We start from the raw sequence: 20,353 nt of genomic DNA on the forward strand, positions 1-20,353 counted from the left end.
AACCCTACACGGCCCGAAGCAGTGCTCGAACCGGTGAAGAAGATGGAGGTTGCCGCTCACGCGGAACCCTTTCCGACCCTCGGGCCGGATCGCTGTTCCGCAGCGACATGGATGAGTCTACGCAGACTCCTGACAGACGTCAAGCCAGAGCCCGGAGCCTCGGCGTTCTCGGCGATCCGGGACCTGGGCGCCCCGTACGGGCGGCTTGTTGGCCCCTCGTCGGCGCGGGCGATCAGGTCGGCCACGCTTCGACGTCGGCTTGTTCGTCCGCCACGAGTGTATACGTCCGGTCTGTCCGGCATCAAGGGTCGATCACCCCACGCGCCACAGGCACACCGCGGGGCGGTCACCGCAATGGATGACCGCCCCGCGCCGTGTGTGTACCGGGTCAGCCCCGGAGGATCACACCGCCGATGTTGCGCTTGCCCCGGCGCAGGACCACGAACCGTTCGGCGAGCAGGTCCTCGGCACCGATGCGGGCGTCCTCGTCGGTGACCTTGACGTTGTTGACGTAGGCCCCGCCCTCCTTGACGGCACGGCGGGCCGCGGACTTGCTGGGCGTGAGGCCGCTCTCGGCGAAGAGGTCGACCACGCTCGGCAGGTCCCTGACGGAGGCCTCGGTCTCCACCTTGGGCACCTCGGACAGTGCGGACTCGAGGGTGCGCCCGTCCAGCTCGCTCAGGTCGGCGCGGCCGAAGAGCGCCAGGCTGGCGTCCATGACCTTGCGGCACTCCTCCTCGCCGTGCACCAGCGTGGTGAGCTCCTCGGCCAGGGCCTTCTGGGCCGCGCGGGCCTGCGGACGCTCCTCCGTCTGCCGCTCCAGGTCCTCGATCTCCTCCTGGGAGCGGAAGCTGAAGGTCTTGAGGAAGCGGACCACGTCGCGGTCGTCGGCGTTGAACCAGAACTGGTAGAAGGCGTACGGCGAGGTGAGCTCCGGGTCGAGCCAGAAGTTCCCGCCGGCCTCGCTCTTGCCGAACTTCGTGCCGTCGGCCTTGGTGAGCAGGTTGAAGGTCAGCCCGTGCGCAGCGCCGTGCGGCTCGTTGGCGTCCATGCGGCGCACGAGGTCCAGGCCGGCGGTGATGTTGCCCCACTGGTCGGAGCCGCCGGTCTGGAGCGTGCATCCGTAACGCCGGTAGAGCTGCACGTAGTCGTAGGACTGCAGAAGCACGTAGCTGAACTCGGTGTAGCTCATGCCGTCGCCGTCGAGGCGGCTCTTGACGGTCTCCCGGGCAAGCATCTGGTTGATGCTGAAGTGCTTGCCGACGTCACGCATGAGCTCGAGCGCGCTGAGCTCACCGAGCCAGTCGGCGTTGTCGGCCAGGATCGCGTCGGTGGGCTGCGCCGTCTCCCCCTCAGGGGTGAAGCGCAGGAAGCTCGAGAGCTGGCCGCCGAGCTGCCCGACCCATCCCTTGATGGTCTCCCGGGAGTTGAGCTGGCGCTCGGCGCTGGGCTTGGGGTCCCCGATGAGACCGGTCCCGCCGCCGACGAGGGCGATGGGCCGGTGGCCGGCCTGCTGGAACCGGGCCAGCGTGACGATCTGGACGAGGTGTCCGACGTGCAGGCTCCCGGCGGTCGGGTCGAACCCGCAATACAGGGTGATCGGACCATCGGCGAGCGCCTTGCGGAGAGCGTCAAGGTCGGTCGTCTGCGCGAGCATGCCGCGCCACTGGAGTTCGTCGATGATGTCGGTCACTGTGTTGCTTTCTGTTGCGAGGCGGGTCGAACCCGATCTGCCGCGAGTCTAGGACGAAAGTGCTGAGCCTTCACCCCGATATCGCTCACACCCACGCTATCGGCTGCGCGGACGGCCCTGGTCGGAGCGGGGCCACTCCCCCTGCGGGCGTTCCTTCGCACCGGCCGGGGACGAGGGGCGCGTTCCTGGCGGTTCGGGCATTGGGCCAAGCTTGTGGGGCACGTCCGCTCTCCCCTCGGCTCGGGGAGCACAGAACTGGGGGTCCCCCGAGATGTCCAAGCAGTCCTCCTCCCGGAACGACGGGTCCGGCCGGCGGCCCAGGTCCAGGGCGGCCGCGGTGCTGAGCGCCGTGGTCGCCCTCGTGGTGTTCGCGTTCCTGGTGATGGAACAGTTCGACGTGGTCGACCTCGGCGGCGACCCGGCAGAGAACGCCTCCGGCGGTGCCCCCGGGGAGGTCTCCACAGAACAGGCCCGCGACCAGTTGGAGGAGCTGCGGGTCGAGGACGAGGACGACCCGCCCGGGTACGACCGGGCCCTGTTCCCCCACTGGGACAACGGGGTGGAGGACAACTGCACGACCCGCCAGGTGGTGCTGGAGCGCGACGGTGAGGACGTCGAGGCCGACCAGAACTGCCAGCCGGTCTCGGGCAGCTGGGCCAGCCCCTACGACGACGAGGTCCTCACCGACGTGCAGGACGTCGATATCGACCACATGGTGGCGCTCAAGGAGGCCTGGCGCTCGGGCGCCCACGCGTGGACGACCGAGGAGCGCCAGAGCTTCGCCAACGATCTGGACACCACTCAGCTGTGGGCGGTGAGCGCCTCCAGCAACCGGGCCAAGGGCGACGCCGACCCGGCCGACTGGATGCCGCCGTCGGAAGCGGTGCACTGCGACTACGCCGCGTCCTGGATCGAGGTCAAGCACACGTGGGACCTGGCCGCCGACCCCGACGAGGAGCAGGCGCTGCGCGAGATCCTCGAGGGCTGCTGACCCCGCGCTCTCAGGCGGGCGAGGCCGCGATGCCCCGTGCGGTGGCCAGGAGCTCGTCGGGCCCCACGAGGCCGAAGGGGTCGCGTACCTCGACCGCGACCCCGGCCTCGGGGGTCCAGAACACCTCGGCGTCGCCGTGGAGCCCGGGTGAGCCGCCGTTGTCGAACTCGGCCAGCTCCCAGCCGTCGGTGCGTTCGTGGTACTCGGTGAGGAACGCGCGGGTGCTGTCGAGGTCGGCGAGGCGGTCGCCGCGCATCACCAGGACCTGGAGGACGACGCGGGCGGCGCCGTCCTCCAGGCGCTTCTCCCAGACACGGCTGTTGAAGCCGACCTCGCCCCACTCGTAGGTGAAGTCGGAGGACGAGGCCCCCTCGGCGGGCGCGGGCAGGTGCCCGATGGTGAATCCGTCCAATGCTCCTCCTCGGGGCGGGGTACCCGCGGCCGTGAGTGCGAGCGCGAGTACGAGGGCCAGGGCCGATGCGGCCAGGCGGACCAGGGGCATGGGTTCCTCCCGTCGCCGGTGACGGGTCCTTCCCGTACCGACGGTGCCCATGGTGGGCGCCGCCCGGTCCGCGTTCCAGAGTGACTTTTCCGCCTGTGGACGACCGCCGTACGACACACCCGCGGTTCAGGCGCCCAGGCCGTACTCCTCGGCGAGGAACTCCGCGATCGCGAGGGACGAGGTGGCAGCCGGCGAGGGTGCGTTGCGCACGCAGACCACCCGGCCGTGGTTCTCCACCCGGAAGTCGTCCACGAGCCGGCCGTCGCGTCCCAGCGCCTGGGCGCGCACGCCGGCGGGGGCCGGGACCAGGTCCGCGTTCTCGAGCTCGGGGATCAGGCGGCGGGCTTGAGATGCGAAGACCGCGGTCGAGGCGGACACGAGCATCTCGCGGGCGCCCACGGTCCAGTGGCGGCGGGCCAGGCGCCAGGTCCCGGGCCATCCGAGGGTGCGTGCGAACTCGCTCGGGTTCCAGTCGCGGCCGCGGTAGCCCTCGGCCGCTGTGGCGAGGACGGCGTTGGGCCCGGCCATGACCTCGCCGTGCACGTGGCGGGTCAGGTGGACGCCGAGGAAGGGGTAGCGGGGGTCGGGGACGGGGTAGACGAGGCCGTTGACGAGGTGGCGGCGGTCCGGCACGAGCTCCTGGTACTGGCCGCGGAAGGGGACGGTGCGGGGGTCGGCGGAGGCCCCGGCCTTGCGGGCGAGCACGTCGGACTGCAGGCCGCCGCAGATCACGATGCGGTCGAAGCGGTGGATGGTGCGTTCGCCCTCGACCTCGCCGGTGAGGACCTCCACACGGCTGTGGTCCTGGCGCAGGTCGAGCACGGGGGTGTTGAGCAGGACCCGGCCACCGGAGCGCCGAACGTCGTCGGCGAGCTGTTCGGCGACGGCCGCGTAGTCGGTGATGGCGGTCGAGGGCGAGTGCAGGCCCGCCACACCCTGGGCGTGGGGTTCGATCTCGCGCAGGCCCTCGGGGCCGAGGCGCGTCACGCCCGGAACGCCGTTGTCCTTGGCCCGGCGTTCGATGTTCTCGAGCCTTGCCTCGTCCTCGGCGTCGGCTGCCACGAGCACCTTGCCGGCCTCGCGGTAGGGCAGCTCGTGCTCGGCACAGTAGTCCTTGAGCAGGCCCACCCCGCGGCGGCAGAGGGTGGCTTTGAGCGACCCCGGCTCGTAGTACAGGCCGGCGTGCACGACACCGCTGTTGCGGCCGCTCTGGTGTGCGGCGACCCGGTCCTCCTTCTCCAGGACGGTCACCCGGGTCCCGGGTGTGCGGAGGGCGAGTTCGCGGGCCAGGGCCAGCCCAACGATCCCCGCCCCGATGACTCCGATGTGTCGGGTGCTGCGCATGGCCGAACGCTAACAATCGCGGTTGTGCCGTGGACCACCGGGTCGGGGAACGGGGTTCACAGGGAGCGCAGGCCCACCAGCACCGCGTGCAGGATGTCGGAGTGTCCCAGGGGCCGGGTCGGCCCGCAGTGCTGGAGGGACCCGTCGGCGAGCATCTCCCCGGCGATGGCTCGGACCTGTCCCAGCGGCAGGCGCACTTCCGCGGCGAGTTCGACCACCGTGCGGGCGCGCTGGGCGTGCATGAGGATCGTCTCGCGTTCGGGGCGGAGCCACTCGTGGCGGCCCGGGGTGCGGGCGGCCACGACCAGGCTCAGCATCTCGAGTTGTTCGGCGCCCCTGCGGCCGCGGGGTCCGGCCGCGTCCGGTCCGGCCACGCCCGCGTCCACGGCGTAGGGGCGCAGGAAGCGTTCCTCCTCGTCCTCGTGTGCTCCGAGGATCTGTGGAAATTCGCGGTCGTGGCCGGGCTCGTTCCGGTCGTGCCTGCGGTGTCTCTCAGCGCTCACGGCGGTCCCCCTGGTGTCCGGGCACGGTGGGTTGCGGTCCACTGGACGGGCGGGGGTCACGGGGGTGCTGCGGATCCTGCACCCCGAAACCGTCGCGGGGTGTGGCAGGGTCCATCGGTTCGAGCGGACCGGCGGGTTGGGACGGGTCGTTCCAGTGCGGGACCCCCGGAAGCGGGCCGGAGTTCCAGTCGGCGGTCGGCTGACCGGTGGGCGGTGTCACCGGGTGACCGCCGGGCGGCGTCGTGGACCGTTCCGCGGGCGGTCCCGTCGGCGGTTGCACCGGCGGCGGGGCGGGCGAGGGAGCAGGCCGCTGCGCGCGCGGGTTGCGTGCCGGCAGCGGCGGAGGGCCCTGACCGGACGCGGGTGGGCGGCCCGGCCCCTGGTCCGGTCGCGGGTCGGGTGTGTTCTGGGTGTGGGCCGGGAGCGGCTGCTGCGGCCCGGTACCCGCGGGGTTGCGGACCGCTTCCGGAGAACCGAGCCCTGCGGGGACCCGGGGGCTGCGCCGGGGCAGGGCGTTCTGCTCCCCGCTGGGTGCAGGGGTGTCGAGCTCCTTCCACTGCCCACCCGGCGGCGTGACGGGGGTACCGCTGACCGGCGTCGGGGACTCGGCGGGTTCGAGCACGGACTCGGGGATGAGCGCGGTGGCCCGGGTGCCCCCGTACGGGGAGGGACGCAGCCACACCTGGATGCCGTGGCGTTCGGCCAGGCGCGAGACGACGAACAGGCCCAGACGCGGGTCGTCGGGCATGGCCAGGACGTCGAACTCCGGCGGGCGGGCCAGAGTGCGTTCGGCCCGGGCGTAGCCCTGCTCGGACATCCCCAGTCCGCGATCCTCGACCTCCACGACGAGGCCGCCGACCACGGGTGAGCAGCTCACGTCGACGGGGCTGTCGGCCGGGGAGAACTGGGTGGCGTTCTCGACGAGCTCGGCCAGCAGGTGCACGACGTCGGCGACGACCTGGCCGTGCATGAGGATGCGGGGTGCGGATGTCAGGCGGACCCTGCCGTAGTCCTCGGTCTCGGCGATGGCCGCGCGCAGCACGTCCACGAGCGGGCGCGGACGGCTGCGGCGCCGGTTGGCCTGGCCGCCGCCGAGGATGATCAGGTTGTCGGCGTAGCGGCGCCCCCGTGTGGCCAGGTGGTCGAGCTGGAACAGCCGCTGCAGGGCCCGGGGGTCCTGTTCGTCGTGTTCGATCTCGTCGAGCAGCCGCAGTTGCCGCTGGACGAGGGCCTGGTTGCGGAACGCCACCCCGAGGAAGGCGCGGTTGGCGCCGCGGCGGATCTCGGCCTGGCGCACGGCGGCCTCGACCGCGGCGAGCTGGGCGCTGTCGAAGGCCTCGGCGACCTGGCCGATCTCGTCCTCACCGCACTCGTCGAGGGGCGGGAGTTCGTCCTGGACCTCGACACGGTCGCCGCGTTGCGCTCGGTCGATGATCTCGGGCAGGTCGTCGTCGCGGTCCAGGATCTGGCCGCGCAGGCGCGCCAGGCGGCCGGTGAGGCGGCGGGAGGAACGTCCGACGACGGCGATGGCGACGACGCCGGCCGCCAGGACCGCTGCGCCGGCGGCCATACCCAGGGACACACGCAGGAGCGCGGCGCTCCATGCGAGGTCGATGGTTCGTCCGGTCTGCGCGGCGGCGAGGGCGTCGAGCTCCTCCAGCGCGGGCGCGGAGGATCCCTCCCAGTCGGCGGTGGATACGTCGATACCGGTGTTGGGTTCGAGCACGGGTTCACCGGTGGTGGTGACCGCGCCGGTCTCGGACTCCACGAGCAGCGGCCGGGTGACCACGTCGCGGCTGAGTTCCTCGGCCCGTCCCCAGGCCCGTCCGTCGACCATCTCCTCGTAGCGGTTGCGCACCTCGGTGTGGAGCGAGGGCCCGGCCTCCTCCAGGGTGTCCCGGTAGGAGGCGGTCAGGTAGGTGAAGTGGGCGCTCTCCTGGTGGTTCATGCCGCCGGCAGCGATCACCCCGGCGAGCAGGGCGTCGGCCTCGGAGTACTCCGAGCGGGCGTTCATCAGGTCGCTGGCCAGGACCGCGTCGGACAGGTTCTCGCCGCCGTCCGTGGTGTGCACGAGCGCGGTGACCGTCTCCTGGAGCAGATCGAGGACCTCCCCGTACTCGAGCAGGACGTGCTCACGGTCGGGGATGGCCTCGTCGACGCCCCGGCGCAGTTCGGCCACGCTGTCGGGGGCCTCCTGCAGGTCGGCGGCGATCCGGTCGACCTCGCCGTCCCATCCGGACCCGAGCTCGGCGGAGGCGCCGACCGCCTCCTCGAGCGCTCCGTCGGTGGCCGTGCGGCTCTCCTCCAGGGCCGCGGTGTCCACGGTGTCCTGGTCCCCGCTCTCGACCGCGCCCAGCTGGACCAGGGCCTGGCGCCGCTCCATGCGTAGTTCTTCGGCGGCGCGGGAGAAGACCTCCGCGCCGTCCCTGGCCTGGTTCACCGCGCCCATCAGTTGGACCGCCTGGACGGTACCCACCGCAGCGACCACGAGCCACAGAGCCAGGAAACACAGGCTCGGGACCAGCACGATGCGGTTGAGTTGTCCTCTGATCGTGGACGCGCCGTCGCCTTTCTTTCGCATGGCCCCTCCAGCCCGTGCGTGTGCCGGACTCCCCCTCGGACACCCCGGCGACTCTCGGTCGTGCCTGAGGCTATCGAAAAATCATTGCCTTCCGTTGTCAAATAATCACTACTAGTTACCTTCGTAAAACTCGCAACAGGCCGGAACGTGTGTTATCCGGGCGTTCCTGCCCAGGTGGGAGGGGTCCACATACGTCGGGGGGCCTACCACGAGTTCGTGGCAGACCCCCCGACGGTGTTCCCGGTTCGGCGTGTCGCGGCGCTCAGGAGTCCGGGCGGTGGCGCGAACCCACCGGCGCCGGCAGCTCCTCCGCGGTGGGCGGCTGCTCCACACCGAGGGAGTTGAGGATCTCCGCGTAGCGCAGCGCGGCGATCTTGCCGAGCAGGCTGTCGGCGCCCAGCGGGTCGCCCAGCCGGGCACCGAGGCGCTCGGCCAGGGCCTCCAGGTGCTCCCAGGGCAGCTCCGGGCCCAGCGCGCTCGGGGCGATCACCGGACGCTGCGAGCCGCCGTCGCGCAGCTGGCCGATGACCCGCTCCAGAGCGGCCTCGTCGTCCAGGTCGGCGGGCAGCACGGTCAGGCCCAGGCGGGCGGCCAGCAGTACGGCGGTCACACCCGCGGCACCCACAGCGCCCTCGCCGCCCACACCGCCGACGACGACACCGTCGGCCATCGTGGTGTTGCGGGCGACGACGCTGATGAGGCGCATACGGTCGGCGCGCACCGACCCGGCCTCGGCCAGACGCAGGTGGAGGACCTCGGCGAGCATGGGGTGCGGCCCCAGGCCCTCGGTGATACGCACGTCGGCGCCGCTGTCGGCCACCGCGCGCTCGACCGCTGCCGAGACACACGTGTGCGGGGCGGTGACGAGCGGGACGACGACACCCTGCAGGGGGCGCTCCTCCCCCTCGGTCAGGCCCCGGAGCGCGTCGGTCAGGGTCTCCTCGTCGCCCTCGGTGTGGCCGTAGCGGATGGTCACCTCGGGGCGGTAGGCGCGCACCAGATCGGCCATCCGGGCACCGATCGACTCACCGTCGGCGTCCTTGGCCCGTTCGGCCGTGCCGGGAACCGCCATGATCAGCGCCGGGGTCCCGAACCAGTTGTCGAAGGACAGGGGGTTCCGGTGTCGGCCGGAGCGTCGCTTGGGCAGTTCGCGCGGGGGAAGTCGGTCAGAGTTTCGCATACCAGGATTCAGATGAGAGGCGGATGGGGTGATCCGGGCAGATCAGAGCCAAGGTCACTGCCGCGACATTGTAGCGTTCAACACCACATTCACGAGCGCACCCACCGAACGTACACCCCGGTGGACACCCCGCGGCAGAGGGCCGCGGCCCGGACCTCACCCGCTCAGAGCTGCCTGCCGGCTCCGCAGGACGTGCGAGACCAGTTCCACCAGCACCTCCTTGCTCGACATGCGTTCGCGGGCGTCGGCCATCACCACCGGGACTGACGCGGACACGTCGAGCGCCTCCCGGACCTCCTCCTCCGAGTAGGCCGTGGCGCCCTCGAACCGGTTGACGGCCACGACGAAGGGCAGGTTCCTGCGCTCGAAGAAGTCGACCGCGTGGAAACAGGTGTCCAGTCGGCGGGTGTCGGCCAGGATCACCGAGCCCAGCGCCCCTTCGGCCAGTTCCTCCCACATGAACCAGAACCGGTCCTGCCCGGGGGTCCCGAACAGGTAGAGCACGATGTCGTCGCTGATCGTGATCCGGCCGAAGTCCAGGGCGACCGTGGTGGTGGTCTTGTCCTCGATCCCGCCGAGGTCGTCCACCCCGTAACTGGCCTCGGTCATGAGCTCCTCGGTGCTCAACGGGGCGATCTCGCTGACCGAGGAGACCAGCGTGGTCTTGCCCGCGCCGAACCCCCCGGCGACGATGATCTTGACCGCGTGCGGGATCGCCTCTGTCGGCTGCGTGTCAGAGTCTGCGGATGCCATCGAGTACCGCCTGAAGCACTTTCTTCTCGGGAAGCTTGGTCACGGGCGCCGCCGCCCGGGTACGGAGGTCGCCCTCCACGAGCAGGTCGCTCAGGAGCACCCGGACGACGGTCAGGGGGACATCGAGCCGGGCGGAGACCTCGGCGACCGACACGGGTTTGCGGCACAGGCGCAGGATCGCCTCGTGCTCGGGCTCGCGGGCCCTGTCCTCCCGGTCGGCCACGGTCACCACGAGGGTGATCAGGTCCAGTCTCCCGCCGTCGGTCCCGGGCCGGGTGCGGCCCTTGGTCATGGTGTAGGGGCGTACGAGCGGGCCGGCCGTGGAGTCGCCCACGACGGGCGCGTGGCCGCCCTCCACCGCGGTGCCCGGATGCCCCCTGCCGCCGTCCCAGGGCGTTCCGGTCCCCCGTCCTCGAGGAGCGGTCATGCGCCCGCGCCTCCCCCCGCGGTCGTGAGGTGGCCCGCGCGCGGGGCCGCGGTCAGGAACTGGCCGACCTGTTTGACTCGCAGATTCATCTCGTAGGCGACCAGGCCCACATCGGCCTCCTCCCCCGCGAGCACCGCCAGGCACGCGCCGGCGCCCGCGGCGGTGACGAAGAGGTAGGAGTGCTCCATCTCCACGACGGTCTGGCGCACCTCTCCGCCGCCGAAGTGGCGGCCCGTGCCGCGCGCCAGACTCTGGAACGCCGAGGCCAGCGCGGCCAGGTGCTCGGCGTCCTCCGGCCCCAGGGACCGGGAACTGCCCAGCAGCAGACCGTCCGAGGACAGGACGATCGCGTGGTCGGCGCCGACCACCAGATCGACGAGGTCGTCCAGGAGCCAGTCGAGGTTGTCCGCGGCCTTGCTCTTGCCTGCCATCTCAGTCGCTCTCTCCCGTGTGCTCGTCGACGTACCCGCCGACCTGACCGTCACTGCTCCGCCCGTCCCCCGCGGCCTCGACCTGTTCGGCCCTGCCTCGCCGTGTCCCCGAGCTGAAGGCGTCCATCATCCGCCGCACCTCTTCGGGGCTGCGCTGCGTGGGCGCGGCCCGTTCCTCCTCCGGCTGCTCCGGTTCCCTGACGGGTTCGCGGCGCAGTTGCGGGGCGAGGCTGGCCTGGCGCTTACGCCTGGGCAACCCGGCCCTCCCCTGACCGGTGCCGACGCGGTCGTCCAGGCGTCGGGGCAGGGGCGAGGCGGCACTGTGCTGCTCCGGGGCAGGGCTCTGCCCGGGCGAGGGATCGGGCACACGGCGCAGGACGGGCGCGGAGGAGGTCTGCTGCCCGCCCTCCTCCTCGGGTTCGGGCACCGGGCGCAACACGGCCCGCCCGCCGCGGCCGCCGACCGAGGCGAGCAGGTCGGCGCTCTCGGGCTCGGGGGTGGTGGCAGGCTGCCTGCTCCGGCGCGCCGCACCGCCCAGGCGCGGACGTTCGGGCACCGCTCCGGCGGTGGGGGCGATGAGGTCCCCGGGGACGAGCACCACGGCGCGGGTGCCTCCGTAGGGCGACGGGCGCAGTTCCACGGCGATGTCGTGCTTGGCGGCCAGGCGGGCGACCACGAACAGGCCGAGGCGGGCGTCGACACCGGCCGCCATGACGTCGAACTCCGGCGCTTCGGCGAGCGTGGTGTTGGCCCGGGTGAGGGCGTCCTCGGTCATGCCGAGTCCGCGGTCCTCGATCTCGACGACCACACCCTTGGGCACGGTCTCGGTCGCGATGGTCACCTCGGTGTGCGGGGGCGAGTAGGCGGTCGCGTTCTCGACGAGTTCGGCGAGCATGTGGATGACGTCGGCCACGACCGCTCCGGACAGGGACAGGTCCGGGATGGTGGTCAGGCGTACCCGCGCGTACTCGTCGCTCTCGGAGATCGCGCCGCGGAGGATGTCCACGAGCGGGATGGGGTGGCGCCAGCGGCGTCCGGGCTGGGCCCCTCCCAGGATGATGAGGTTCTCCGCGTGGCGGCGGCCGCGCGTGGCCAGGTGGTCGAGCTGGAAGAGGCTCTCCAGCAGGTCGGGGTCGTCCTCCTCGCGTTCGACACGGTCCAGGAGCTGGAGCTGGCGTTGGACGAGCGACTGGTTGCGGTGCGCGATGCCGAGGAACACCCGGTTGACGCCCTCACGCAGGTCTGCCTGTTTGACGGCCGCCCCGACGGCGGTGCGTTGGGCGGTGTTGAAGGCGTCGGCGACCTGCCCGACCTCGTCGGTCCCGTGGTCGAGCTGGTGGAGTTCGGTGTCGAGGTCGACCTTCTCGCCGGCCTCGAGGCGGCGCACGATGCGGGGCAGGTCCTTGCGGGCGCTGCCCAGGGTCTCGGCGCGGAGTTTGGCCAGGCGGAAGGTGAGCCGGCTCGCGGAGCGCGCGGCGACACCGTAGGCGAGGGCGCCGGCGAACAGCGACAGGATCCCGCCGCCGATCGACAGGCTCATCATCCACCCGGCGGCCGAATCGGTGGTACCGACGACGGATTCGGCACGCGCGTGGGTGATCTCGGCGAGGTCGGCGTTGACGGGGTCGGCGGCCTCGCGCCAGTCGCCGGGTTCGCCGGGCGGGGCGAGATCGCTCTCCTGCTCGCCGGTGAGGGGGTCGACGGTGACCTCGGGTTCGTGTCCGGCGAGGGTGTCGGCGGCCTCCAGCGCGTCCTGCCAGGGGGTCCCCGCGAGCAGGTCGCCCGGTGTGGGGCCGTCGGCCGTCTCGGAACCGGGGTGGACGGTGGCCACGCGGTGGCGGGCGTCGGTGGTCAGGGCGGCGATGCGGTTCTGTTCGGAGCGGGTGAGCTCCTGGCCCGCGAACACGGCGCTGACGAGGGCGTCGGCGTGGCCGAAGCTCTCCTGCGCCCACATGAGGTCGGTGGTGGCGGCCGCTTCGGCTGCCGCGGGACCGTCGTCGAGGGTGCGGGTGATGCTGCTGTAGAGGCGCACGCCCTCGCGGATCGCGCTGCTGTAGGTGTTCAGGACGGTGTCCGCGTCGCCGGGCGTGCTCAGGTCGGTGCCGCGCAGTTCCTCCACCTCGTCGAGGGCCTCGAAGAACCCTCCGGTGAGTTCGCCGGTGACGGGGTCGCTCTGGTCGCCGAGGCTCTCGCGCAGGGACCGGACGGTGTCGAGGGAGCGGTCGGTGCTCTCGGCGGCCTCGTCGAGGGCGGTCCCGCGGTCGGCCCCGGGGTCGGCGGCGTACTCGGCGTGCAGGCGGCGTTCGTCCTGCAGGTCGGTGAGGGCCCGGGCGAGTTCGACACCGGCGTCGGCCTCCGACGAGGCCGAGCGCAGGGACAGGGCCTGGGTGAGCGTGCCGGCACTGAGCACCACGAACAGCACCAGGAACGTGATGCTGGGGATCAGCACGATCTTCTTGAGCTGCGTGCCGATACCGCGGCGTGTGCCTCCCGACTGGCCCATGGCGCTCCTCCCGACGGCTCGCGGACACCGGGGGCGGTGTGGGTGCGCAGGGGTGGAACCGACGCGGACATGCGTCGATGACAGTACGCACAGGAAGGACCACGTGTGGTGCCCGCAGACTCAGGACGCTATCGCACGGACACACTTCGTGACAGGAGAATCTCGAAACGCAAGGAGCCCCCGGGCCACGAGCAACGATTCGTCGGTGCTCGCGGCCCGGGGGCCACGGGTGTCGGCCGTACCGGGTGCCGCCCGAGAGGGGGCCGCCCGGCTCAGGCCTGGTCGGCGAACTCCAGGCGGTGTTCCCGGGCCCCGGCGCGCAGGCGCTCGAGCTGCTCGGCCACGCGCACGGGCGCGGTCCCGCCCTTGCCGGACCGGCTCGCGAGGGAACCGGGGACCACCAGGACCTCGCGCACGCCCGGCGTCAGGTGCGGGGAGATCTTCGCGAAGTCCTCGTCGGTCAGGTCGGGCAGGTCGATGCCGCGCTCCTCGCACTCGCGCACGCAGGCGCCGGCGATCTCGTGGGCCTCGCGGAAGGGGACCCGCTCGCGCACCAGCCACTCGGCGATGTCGGTGGCCAGGGAGAAGCCCTGCGGCGCCAGCTCCGCCATCCGGTCGGTGTGGAAGGTCATCGTCGCGACCATGCCGGTCATGGCGGGCAGCAGCAGGTGGAGGGTGTCCACGGCGTCGAAGACCGGCTCCTTGTCCTCCTGCAGGTCCCGGTTGTAGGCCAGCGGGAGGCCCTTGAGCGTGGCCAGCAGACCGGTGAGGTCGCCGATCATGCGGCCGGACTTGCCCCGGGCCAGCTCGGCCACGTCGGGGTTCTTCTTCTGCGGCATGATCGACGAACCGGTGGAGAACGAGTCGTCGAGGGTGACGAAGGAGAACTCCTTGGTCGCCCAGACGATGACCTCCTCCGACAGGCGGGACAGGTCCACACCGATCATCGCCGTGACGAAGGAGAACTCGGCGACCACGTCGCGGGCCGAGGTGCCGTCGATGGAGTTCTCCGCGGAGGCGGGGAAACCGAGCTCGGCGGCGACGGCCTCGGGGTCCAGGCCCAGGGAGGATCCGGCCAGCGCACCAGAACCGTAGGCGGACACGGCGGCGCGGCGGTCCCAGTCGCGCAGGCGCTCGACGTCGCGCATGAGCGGCCAGGCGTGCGCCATGAGCTGGTGGCCCAGGAGCACGGGCTGGGCGTGCTGCAGGTGGGTGCGGCCGGGCATCGCGGCGTCGGGGTGGGCGGCGGCCTGGTCGGCCAGGGCCCCGATCAGGTCAAGGAGCCGGTCGGCGATGGCGCGCGCCTCCTCGCGGAGGTACATGCGCACCAGGGTGGCGATCTGGTCGTTGCGCGAGCGGCCCGCGCGCAGGCGCCCGCCCAGGTCCGGGCCCACACGCTCGAGGAGGCCGCGCTCCAGGGCGGTGTGCACGTCCTCGTCCTCCAGGACGGGGGTGAACACACCCGAGGCCACGTCGGCCTCCAGGCGGTCCAGTCCTTCGAGCATGCCCTCGAGTTGCTCGTCGGTGAGCAGGCCCGCCCGGTGCAGCGCCCGGGCGTGCGCGCGGGAGCCGGCGATGTCGTGCCGGGCCAGGCGCCAGTCGAAGTGGGTGCTCAGCGAGAGCCGGGCGAGGGCCTGGTCGGGGCCGCCCTCGAACCGGCCGCCCCACAGGCGCAGTGCCTCGGGCTGGGCCTCACCCGGCTGGTCGGTGCCGGCGTGGTCGGCCATGGCGGTCTCCTTCTGATGGACGTGGTGTCGGGTCTGGACCGGGGGGGCGGTGGTGTCAGGGCCTGCGGTCGGCCAGGCGCAGCAGGGCGGCCGCGACCTCCTCGCCGCCCTGGGGGTCGCGGGAGATGACGAGGATGGTGTCGTCGCCCGCGATGGTGCCCAGGATCGCGTGGAAGTCAGTGTGGTCGATGGCCGAGGCGAGGTACTGCGCGGCACCGGGCGGGGTGCGCACGATGACCATGTTCGCGGAGGCCTCGGCCGAGACCAGCAGGTCCTCGGCCAGGCGCGTGAGCCGCGCGCCGGACACCTGGCCCAGGTCGAGGGTGTCGGGGCGGGTGCGCTGCACACGCTCCCCGCCCTCCCCCGGCATGACGTAGGCCAGGTACCCGTCGGCGGTACGCAGTTTGACCGCCCCGAGTTCGTCGAGGTCGCGGGACAGGGTCGCCTGGGTGACCTGTACCCCCGCCTCGCTCAGCCGCTTGGCGAGCTCGCCCTGGGACCGGATGTCCTCGCTCTCGAGCACATCGGTGATCCGGGCGTGCCGTGCGGCCTTGGTCATCGGGGCGGCCCCGGCCGGTTCGGTTCCTGTCACTGCGCTTCCGGGAGCTCGTCGTCGGGCGTGTCCGCCAGGTAGAGCAGGAACGCCATCAGGGCCTTCTGCGCGTGGCGGCGGTTCTCGGCCTCGTCCCAGACCACGCAGCGGGGGTTGTCCATGACCTCGGCGCTGATCTCCTTGCCGCGGTAGGCGGGCAGGCAGTGCAGCACGATCGCCTCCGGGTCGGCGGACCCCAGGAGGGCGTCGTCGACGATGTAGGGGCGGAACGGCGCCTCGCGTTCGGCGGCCTCGTCCTCCTGCCCCATCGAGATCCACGCGTCGGTGGAGACGACGTCCGCGCCCTGGACGGCCTGGTGCGGGTCGGTGGTGACGGAGACCGAGCCCCCGGTCCGCTCGGCGATCTCCTCCGCGCGGGCGACCACGTGCGCGTCGGGGTGGAAACCCTCGGGCGCCCCGATCCGCACGTGCAGGCCCGCGGTCACACCGCCCAGCAGGTAGGAGTGCGCCATGTTGTTGGCGCCGTCGCCGACGTAGGCGAGGGTGAGGCCGGCCAGCTCGCCCTTCTGCTCCCGGATCGTCTGCAGGTCGGCCAGGACCTGGCACGGGTGGAAGCTGTCGGTCAGGGAGTTGATGACCGGGACACCCGCCATGCCGGCCAGCTCCTCGAGGTCCTTCTGTTCGAAGGTGCGCCAGACGATGGCCGCGACCTGGCGGTCGAGCACGCGGGCGGTGTCGGCGAGCGGCTCACCGCGGCCCATCTGGGTGGCCCCCGAGTCCAGGACCAGCGGGGTGCCGCCCAGGTCGGCGACGCCCACCGAGAAGGACAGGCGGGTGCGCGTGGAGGGCTTGTCGAACAGGAGCGCGACGGTGCGGGGGCCGGCGAGCGGGCGGTACCCGAAGCGGTCGGCCTTCATGTCGTCGGCGATGTCGAGGACCCGGGTCTGTTCCTCGGTGCTGAGGTCGTCGTCGCGCAGGAAGTGGCGGGTCATGGCGTCTCCTTGGTGGCTGCGGCCTCGGCGGCGTCCAGGATGGTCGGCAGGGCCTCGATGAACACCCCGATCTGCTCGGGTGTGATCACCAGTGGCGGGGCGATCCTGATCGCGTCGGGTGCGACGGCGTTGACCAGGAAGCCGCGCACAGCTGCCTGTTCCTGCACGTGGGCCGCGTGCGGTGCGGTGAGGGTGAGGGCGCGCCACAGGCCCACACCCCTCTGCCCGGCGAGCAGCGGGTGGTCCAGTGCGTCGATCTGCTCGGCCAACAGGTCACCCATGACGGTGGTGTGGGCGAGCAGGCCCTCTTCCTCGAGGGTATCGAGAACTGCCAGGGCAGCCGCACACGCGACGGGGTTGCCCCCGAAGGTGGAGCCGTGGTCGCCCTTGTGGAAGGCGTCGGCGAAGCGGCCCAGCCCGATGCAGGCACCGATCGGCAGACCGCCGCCCAGTCCCTTGGCGAGGGTGACCACGTCGGGGCGCACGTCCTCGGCCTGGTGGGCGAACCAGTGGCCGGTGCGGCCGATGCCGCTCTGGATCTCGTCGAGCACGAAGGCGGCGCCGGTGGCGTCGCAGATCTCGCGCACGCCCGCGAGGTAACCCTCGGGCGGGGGCACGACGCCGGCCTCGCCCTGGACGGGTTCGGTGAACACGGCGACGCAGTGCTCGTCGACGGCCTCGCGCAGGGCCTCCAGGTCGCCGTGCGGGACGAAGCGCACGTCCATGCCGTAGGGGCCGAAGGGTTCGCGGATGGCCTCCTTCCCGGTCAGGGCCAGGGCGCCGGAAGTGCGCCCGTGGAAACCGCTGGTTGCGGCGACGAAGTAGTGGCGGCCCGGGGAGGCGGCGCGCTTGACGAGCTTGAGGGCGGCCTCGTTGGCCTCGGTCCCGGAGTTGGCGAAGAAGACCTTGGCATCCCCGCCGATGAGGGAGACCAGGCGCTCGGCGAGCTCGACCTCGCGCTCGTTGATGAAGAGGTTGCTGGAGTGGGCGAGCGTGGCCGACTGGTGAGCGACCGCCTTGACCAGCGCGGGGTGGCCGTGGCCGAGGGAGGACACGGCGATCCCGGCGATGAGGTCGAGGTACTGGCGTCCGTCGGCGTCGTAGACCTCGCAGCCGCGCCCCAGGGTGAGAGCGGTCCGGAGCTGCCCGTAGTTCGGCATGAGCGCGCCGGTGAAGCGCTCACGCAGGTCGCTGCTGCTGGTCACTGTGTCTCTCCACTGGTCGGTGCGGTCTGTTCGTGCCGCTGGGTCCGGGGCAGGTGCCCGCCGTTGCCGGTGAGCAGGGCGGCCTCGAGTTCGGCGTCGGCGACCATGGTGCCCACGCCCCGGTCCGTGAAGACCTCCAGGAGCAGGGAGTGCGGGACACGGCCGTCGATGATGTGGGCCTGGGGCACGCCGCCCTCCACGGCCCTGAGGCAGGCCTCCATCTTCGGGAGCATGCCCGAGGACAGGGAGGGAAGGAGCGCGCGGAGCTCGTCGACGTCGAGGCGGCTGATGAGCTCGGTGTTGGCCGGGTAGTCGGCGAACAGCCCCTCCACGTCGGTGAGCATGATGAGCTTGCTGGCGCCCAGGGCCACGGCGAGCGCGGAGGCGGCGGTGTCGGCGTTGACGTTGTAGACACCGCCGTCGTCGGCCCGGGCGACGCTGGAGATCACCGGGATGCGTCCGTCGGCGATGAGCCCGGAGACGGCGCCGGGGGTGACGTCGGTGACCTCGCCGACACGGCCGATGTCCGCGAGCTCGCCGTCGACCTCGACCTGCTTGCGTTCGGCCTGCATGATGTTGGCGTCCTCGCCGGAGACGCCGACGGCGAAGGGGCCGTGCTGGTTGATGAGGCCGACGATCTCGCGGTTGACCTGCCCGGTCAGGACCATGCGGACCACGTCCATGGCCTCGTCGGTGGTCACGCGCAGGCCGGCGGTGAAGGTGGACTCCACGCCGACGCGGTCGAGCATGGCGCTGATCTGCGGTCCGCCGCCGTGGACGACGACGGGGCGCAGGCCGGCGTAGTACAGGAAGACGATGGACTCCGCGAAGCGCACGCGCAGTTCTTCGCTGACCATGGCGTTGCCGCCGTACTTGACGACGACGGTGCGTCCGTGGAAACGCGAGAGCCAGGGCAGCGCTTCGATGAGGTTGGCGGCCTTGTCCATGGCCTCTGCCTGGTCCTCCGACTCTCCGGGATGTGCGGGTCGCGCGATCATGTGTGGGCCTGCTCGTCCTCTGTGGTGGGGGTGTCCGCGGCGATCTGGGCGGCGAGGTCCTCGCACACCTTCGTCAGCAGCGCGGCGACGGTCTCGTCGTCGGTCGTGGTGTCGGCGGCCCCGCTGGCCAGGAGCACGACGGTGTCGCCGGGCCCGGTGAGCGGGGCGAGGGTTCGGGCGGCCACGGCACCGACCAGGGTCCGGCACTGTTCGGGGGTGAGCGCCGCGTCGGTGGTGAGCACGCACAGGCCGGTGCTCAGGGCGGCGTCGGGGCCCTTGGCCATACCGCCGACGGTGAGGTCCTCGCCCCGTTGGAAGGCGAACTTGGCGACGGTGTCGGTGGTACGCAGGGCATCGGCGGCGGGGAGCCCACCGCCTCTGGCGGCCTCGGTGACCGCGTCGGCCACACCCTGGCGCAGGGTGTCACCGTCGGGTCGGACCCCGGGCCGTCCGGCCGCGCAGACCACGATCTCGGCGGCCGAGTCGGACAGAGCGTCGGCGGTCCGTTCGGCCAGGGCGTGCACGGCCTGGAAGCCCGCGGGTCCGGGGGCGGGGTCGATGGCGCCGGTGTCGACGACCACCGCTCGCACGCGCCCGCCGCTGACGACCTGGTTCGACCACAGGACGGGGGCTGCGGGGTCCTCGGCGGTGGTGGACACTGCGCCCGCGGCTCTGGAGGGTCCGTCGTTGACGACCAGGGCCAGGTCCCGCGCCCCGTCGGCCCCGGTGGTCACGCCCGCGGCACGGAAACCGCGGGGTGCGGTGACACTCACGGCATGAGCCTTTCTGGTTACGGGGCCACCGCGGTGCGCGGCAGACCGGTCGCTTCGGGCAGGCCGAGGGCGAGGTTGGTGCTCTGGACGGCGCCGCCGGCGGTGCCCTTGGTGAGGTTGTCGAGCGCGGCGACGGCGACCATGCGGTTGGCGTCGGGGTCGACGGTGACCTGGACGGCCGTGGTGTTGGCGGCCAGGGTCATGGCGGTGTTGGGCCAGGTGCCCTCGGGAAGCACGTCGACGAAGGGCTCGTCGGCGTAGGTGGCCTCGTAGGCGGCGCGGACCTGGTCGGCGGTGACGCCGGGCTTGAGCGGGGCGCTGCACGTGGAGAGGATCCCGCGCGGCAGGGGGGCGAGGATCGGTGTGAAGGACAGGGACACGCTCTCGCCGGCCACGGCGGTGAGGTTCTGGACGATCTCGGGGTTGTGGCGGTGCTTGCCGCCGACGCCGTAGGGGCTGAGGGCGCCCATGACCTCGCTGCCGACCAGGTGGGGCTTGGGTGCCTTGCCCGCGCCGGAGGTTCCGGTGACCGCGACGACGGTGAGGTCGGGCTCCACGAGCTGTTCGGCCAGGCCGGGGAACAGGCCGAGGGTGGCGACGGTGACGTGGCAGCCGGGCACGGCGATGCGGTGGGCCCCGGTGAGGCGCTCGCGCTGTCCGGGGAGCTCGGGAAGGCCGTAGGGCCAGGTTCCGGCGTGCGGAGTACCGTAGAAGCGTTCCCAGGCGGCGGCGTCGTTGAGTCGGAAGTCGGCGCCGCAGTCGACGACCACCACCTCGTCGCCGAGCTGTTCGGCGATCTCGGCGGACTGGCCGTGCGGGAGCGCGAGGTAGACGACGTCGTGGCCGCGCAGTTCCTCGAGCGTGGTGGGTGCCAGCACGCGGTCGGCGAGGGGTCGCAGGTGCGGCTGGTGCTCGATCAGCGGGGTCCCGGCGTTGCTTCCCGCCGTGACGGCGCCGATCTCGATCTCGGGGTGGTCGAGCAGCAGACGCAGCAGCTCGCCCCCGGCGTAGCCACTGGCTCCGGCGATGGCCGCCGTGTATCCCATGATGGTCTCCCCAATCGAACCTGACTGACACATCATGCATTCGCCTGTAAATTTATGCAAGTGCTTTGAGGTGCTCTGACCACGATGTGAGCGGCCTCTCCCCCACTGGGGAGCGTGTGGACATGCACTGCCGGGGCGAGCCCGGGCGCAG

At 72.0% G+C, this 20,353-nt stretch carries 18 protein-coding genes; 1 reads left to right on the top strand and 17 read right to left on the bottom strand.

Annotated features, from left to right (window positions below; genetic code table 11):
• Positions 1 to 388: 388 nt before the first annotated feature.
• Positions 389 to 1,693, bottom strand: a complete 1,305-nt coding sequence (tyrS, locus tag IDM40_RS26420) for a tyrosine--tRNA ligase (protein ID WP_193124796.1) — start codon at positions 1,691 to 1,693, stop codon at positions 389 to 391.
• A gap of 271 nt (positions 1,694 to 1,964) precedes the next feature.
• Here tyrS and IDM40_RS26425 point away from each other — a divergent pair, with 271 nt between their 5' ends.
• Positions 1,965 to 2,684 carry an HNH endonuclease family protein gene (locus IDM40_RS26425; protein ID WP_216631360.1) on the top strand — a complete coding sequence of 240 codons (720 nt, stop codon included), beginning with the start codon at positions 1,965 to 1,967 and terminating at the stop codon, positions 2,682 to 2,684.
• A gap of 10 nt (positions 2,685 to 2,694) precedes the next feature.
• Here IDM40_RS26425 and IDM40_RS26430 read toward each other — a convergent pair whose 3' ends face one another.
• From IDM40_RS26430 to argC, 16 genes are all read right to left on the bottom strand, one after another.
• Positions 2,695 to 3,186 (bottom strand): hypothetical protein, encoded by a 492-nt coding sequence (locus IDM40_RS26430; RefSeq protein ID WP_193124797.1) that lies wholly within the window; start codon positions 3,184 to 3,186, stop codon positions 2,695 to 2,697.
• A 126-nt stretch (positions 3,187 to 3,312) separates the two neighbouring features.
• Positions 3,313 to 4,530, bottom strand: coding sequence for an L-2-hydroxyglutarate oxidase (gene lhgO / locus IDM40_RS26435; RefSeq protein ID WP_193124798.1), 1,218 nt, complete (start codon positions 4,528 to 4,530; stop codon positions 3,313 to 3,315).
• 56 nt (positions 4,531 to 4,586) lie between these two features.
• Positions 4,587 to 5,033, bottom strand: coding sequence for a DUF742 domain-containing protein (locus tag IDM40_RS26440; protein WP_328807137.1), 447 nt, complete (start codon positions 5,031 to 5,033; stop codon positions 4,587 to 4,589).
• Positions 5,023 to 7,614, bottom strand: a complete 2,592-nt coding sequence (locus IDM40_RS26445) for a sensor histidine kinase (RefSeq protein WP_193124800.1) — start codon at positions 7,612 to 7,614, stop codon at positions 5,023 to 5,025. Before IDM40_RS26445 ends, IDM40_RS26440 begins: the two co-directional genes overlap by 11 nt.
• Before the next feature lie 262 nt (positions 7,615 to 7,876).
• Positions 7,877 to 8,794, bottom strand: a complete 918-nt coding sequence (locus tag IDM40_RS26450; RefSeq protein ID WP_193124801.1) for a sirohydrochlorin chelatase — start codon at positions 8,792 to 8,794, stop codon at positions 7,877 to 7,879.
• Between the two features lie 156 nt (positions 8,795 to 8,950).
• A complete protein-coding gene (locus tag IDM40_RS26455) occupies positions 8,951 to 9,547 on the bottom strand; it encodes a GTP-binding protein (RefSeq protein ID WP_193124802.1) in 597 nt (198 codons plus the stop codon).
• Complete coding sequence (locus IDM40_RS26460) at positions 9,528 to 9,974, bottom strand: DUF742 domain-containing protein (RefSeq protein ID WP_235997967.1); 447 nt, start codon at positions 9,972 to 9,974, stop codon at positions 9,528 to 9,530. Before IDM40_RS26460 ends, IDM40_RS26455 begins: the two co-directional genes overlap by 20 nt.
• Positions 9,971 to 10,405, bottom strand: a complete 435-nt coding sequence (locus IDM40_RS26465) for a roadblock/LC7 domain-containing protein (RefSeq protein ID WP_193124803.1) — start codon at positions 10,403 to 10,405, stop codon at positions 9,971 to 9,973. The genes IDM40_RS26460 and IDM40_RS26465 overlap by 4 nt, the downstream gene beginning before the upstream one ends.
• A gap of 1 nt (position 10,406) precedes the next feature.
• The gene (locus IDM40_RS26470; protein WP_193124804.1) at positions 10,407 to 12,908 is read right to left on the bottom strand and encodes a sensor histidine kinase; all 2,502 of its coding nucleotides are present in this window, start codon (positions 12,906 to 12,908) and stop codon (positions 10,407 to 10,409) included.
• A 272-nt stretch (positions 12,909 to 13,180) separates the two neighbouring features.
• A complete protein-coding gene (gene argH / locus IDM40_RS26475) occupies positions 13,181 to 14,635 on the bottom strand; it encodes an argininosuccinate lyase (RefSeq protein WP_193124805.1) in 1,455 nt (484 codons plus the stop codon).
• A gap of 55 nt (positions 14,636 to 14,690) precedes the next feature.
• Complete coding sequence (locus IDM40_RS26480) at positions 14,691 to 15,227, bottom strand: arginine repressor (RefSeq protein WP_328807138.1); 537 nt, start codon at positions 15,225 to 15,227, stop codon at positions 14,691 to 14,693.
• Entirely contained in the window at positions 15,224 to 16,180 is a 957-nt protein-coding gene (argF, locus tag IDM40_RS26485; RefSeq protein ID WP_193124806.1) for an ornithine carbamoyltransferase, read from the bottom strand. The genes IDM40_RS26480 and argF overlap by 4 nt, the downstream gene beginning before the upstream one ends.
• Positions 16,177 to 17,385, bottom strand: coding sequence for an acetylornithine transaminase (locus tag IDM40_RS26490; protein WP_193124807.1), 1,209 nt, complete (start codon positions 17,383 to 17,385; stop codon positions 16,177 to 16,179). The genes argF and IDM40_RS26490 overlap by 4 nt, the downstream gene beginning before the upstream one ends.
• Complete coding sequence (gene argB, locus IDM40_RS26495) at positions 17,382 to 18,383, bottom strand: acetylglutamate kinase (protein ID WP_193124808.1); 1,002 nt, start codon at positions 18,381 to 18,383, stop codon at positions 17,382 to 17,384. Before argB ends, IDM40_RS26490 begins: the two co-directional genes overlap by 4 nt.
• Positions 18,380 to 19,156: a bifunctional ornithine acetyltransferase/N-acetylglutamate synthase gene (locus tag IDM40_RS26500; protein ID WP_193124809.1), complete on the bottom strand. Its 777-nt coding sequence runs from the start codon at positions 19,154 to 19,156 to the stop codon at positions 18,380 to 18,382. The genes argB and IDM40_RS26500 overlap by 4 nt, the downstream gene beginning before the upstream one ends.
• A 17-nt stretch (positions 19,157 to 19,173) precedes the next feature.
• Positions 19,174 to 20,202 (bottom strand): N-acetyl-gamma-glutamyl-phosphate reductase, encoded by a 1,029-nt coding sequence (argC, locus tag IDM40_RS26505; protein ID WP_193124810.1) that lies wholly within the window; start codon positions 20,200 to 20,202, stop codon positions 19,174 to 19,176.
• Between the last annotated feature and the right edge of the window lie 151 nt (positions 20,203 to 20,353).

The organism is Nocardiopsis coralli (genome assembly GCF_014892575.1).
In the GTDB taxonomy this organism is placed as follows: domain Bacteria; phylum Actinomycetota; class Actinomycetes; order Streptosporangiales; family Streptosporangiaceae; genus Nocardiopsis; species Nocardiopsis coralli.

What these genes read in the sequence shown, in the direction of transcription:
- IDM40_RS26425 (WP_216631360.1), top strand. Translation starts at nt 1,965, where the DNA reads ATGTCCAAGCAGTCCTCCTCCCGGAACGACGGGTCCGGCCGGCGGCCC.
- IDM40_RS26430 (WP_193124797.1), bottom strand. Translation starts at nt 3,186, where the DNA reads ATGCCCCTGGTCCGCCTGGCCGCATCGGCCCTGGCCCTCGTACTCGCG.
- lhgO (WP_193124798.1), bottom strand. Translation starts at nt 4,530, where the DNA reads ATGCGCAGCACCCGACACATCGGAGTCATCGGGGCGGGGATCGTTGGG.
- IDM40_RS26445 (WP_193124800.1), bottom strand. Translation starts at nt 7,614, where the DNA reads ATGCGAAAGAAAGGCGACGGCGCGTCCACGATCAGAGGACAACTCAAC.
- IDM40_RS26450 (WP_193124801.1), bottom strand. Translation starts at nt 8,794, where the DNA reads ATGCGAAACTCTGACCGACTTCCCCCGCGCGAACTGCCCAAGCGACGC.
- IDM40_RS26455 (WP_193124802.1), bottom strand. Translation starts at nt 9,547, where the DNA reads ATGGCATCCGCAGACTCTGACACGCAGCCGACAGAGGCGATCCCGCAC.
- IDM40_RS26460 (WP_235997967.1), bottom strand. Translation starts at nt 9,974, where the DNA reads ATGACCGCTCCTCGAGGACGGGGGACCGGAACGCCCTGGGACGGCGGC.
- IDM40_RS26465 (WP_193124803.1), bottom strand. Translation starts at nt 10,405, where the DNA reads ATGGCAGGCAAGAGCAAGGCCGCGGACAACCTCGACTGGCTCCTGGAC.
- IDM40_RS26470 (WP_193124804.1), bottom strand. Translation starts at nt 12,908, where the DNA reads ATGGGCCAGTCGGGAGGCACACGCCGCGGTATCGGCACGCAGCTCAAG.
- argH (WP_193124805.1), bottom strand. Translation starts at nt 14,635, where the DNA reads ATGGCCGACCACGCCGGCACCGACCAGCCGGGTGAGGCCCAGCCCGAG.
- argF (WP_193124806.1), bottom strand. Translation starts at nt 16,180, where the DNA reads ATGACCCGCCACTTCCTGCGCGACGACGACCTCAGCACCGAGGAACAG.
- argB (WP_193124808.1), bottom strand. Translation starts at nt 18,383, where the DNA reads ATGATCGCGCGACCCGCACATCCCGGAGAGTCGGAGGACCAGGCAGAG.
- argC (WP_193124810.1), bottom strand. Translation starts at nt 20,202, where the DNA reads ATGGGATACACGGCGGCCATCGCCGGAGCCAGTGGCTACGCCGGGGGC.